We start from the raw sequence: 1531 nt of genomic DNA on the forward strand, positions 1-1531 counted from the left end.
CCAAGCGGTTAGTAGGTGAGTGATGGGGTGACGCAGGAAGGTAGTCCATCCCGGGCGGTGGTTGTCCCGGGGTAAGGGTGTAGGCCGTGTGATAGGTAAATCCGTCGCACATCAAGGCTGAGACCTGATGCCGAGCCGATTGTGGTGAAGTGGATGATCCTATGCTGTCGAGAAAAGCCTCTAGCGAGTTTCATGGCGGCCCGTACCCTAAACCGACTCAGGTGGTCAGGTAGAGAATACCGAGGCGTTCGGGTGAACTATGGTTAAGGAATTCGGCAAAATGCCCCCGTAACTTCGGGAGAAGGGGGGCCACACTCGGTGAGAGGATTTACTCCTTGAGCTGGGGGTGGCCGCAGAGACCAGCGAGAAGCGACTGTTTACTAAAAACACAGGTCCGTGCGAAGCCGTAAGGCGATGTATACGGACTGACGCCTGCCCGGTGCTGGAACGTTAAGGGGACCGGTTAGCTCCATTTCGGTGGGGCGAAGCTGAGAACTTAAGCGCCAGTAAACGGCGGTGGTAACTATAACCATCCTAAGGTAGCGAAATTCCTTGTCGGGTAAGTTCCGACCTGCACGAATGGCGTAACGACTTCTCGACTGTCTCAACCATAGGCCCGGTGAAATTGCACTACGAGTAAAGATGCTCGTTTCGCGCAGCAGGACGGAAAGACCCCGGGACCTTTACTACAGTTTGATATTGGTGTTCGGTTCGGCTTGTGTAGGATAGCTGGGAGACTGTGAAGCTTGGACGCCAGTTCGAGTGGAGTCGTCGTTGAAATACCAGTCTGGTCGTGCTGGATGTCTAACCTGGGTCCGTGATCCGGATCAGGGACAGTGTCTGATGGGTAGTTTAACTGGGGCGGTTGCCTCCTAAAGAGTAACGGAGGCGCCCAAAGGTTCCCTCAGCCTGGTTGGCAATCAGGTGTTGAGTGTAAGTGCACAAGGGAGCTTGACTGTGAGACCGACGGGTCGAGCAGGGACGAAAGTCGGGACTAGTGATCCGGCGGTGGCTTGTGGAAGCGCCGTCGCTCAACGGATAAAAGGTACCCCGGGGATAACAGGCTGATCTTCCCCAAGAGTCCATATCGACGGGATGGTTTGGCACCTCGATGTCGGCTCGTCGCATCCTGGGGCTGGAGTCGGTCCCAAGGGTTGGGCTGTTCGCCCATTAAAGCGGTACGCGAGCTGGGTTTAGAACGTCGTGAGACAGTTCGGTCCCTATCCGCTGTGCGCGTAGGAGTCTTGAGAAGGGCTGTCCCTAGTACGAGAGGACCGGGACGGACGAACCTCTGGTGTGCCAGTTGTTCTGCCAAGGGCATGGCTGGTTGGCTACGTTCGGGAGGGATAACCGCTGAAAGCATCTAAGCGGGAAGCCTGCTTCGAGATGAGGACTCCCACCCACTTGATGGGGTAAGGCTCCCAGTAGACGACTGGGTTGATAGGCCGGATCTGGAAGCACGGTAACGTGTGGAGGTGACCGGTACTAATAGGCCGAGGGCTTGTCCTCAGTTGCTCGCGTCCACTGTGTT

The 1531-nt window shown here is 56.4% G+C and carries 1 rRNA gene; it reads left to right on the forward strand.

From position 1 onward, the window contains the following. Nucleotides 1-1509: ribosomal RNA gene (locus ACZ60T_RS34100) — 23S ribosomal RNA — on the forward strand; the annotation flags it as partial. Nucleotides 1510-1531 lie beyond the last annotated feature (22 nt).

Source organism: Streptomyces sp. NPDC104371, from assembly GCF_055583785.1.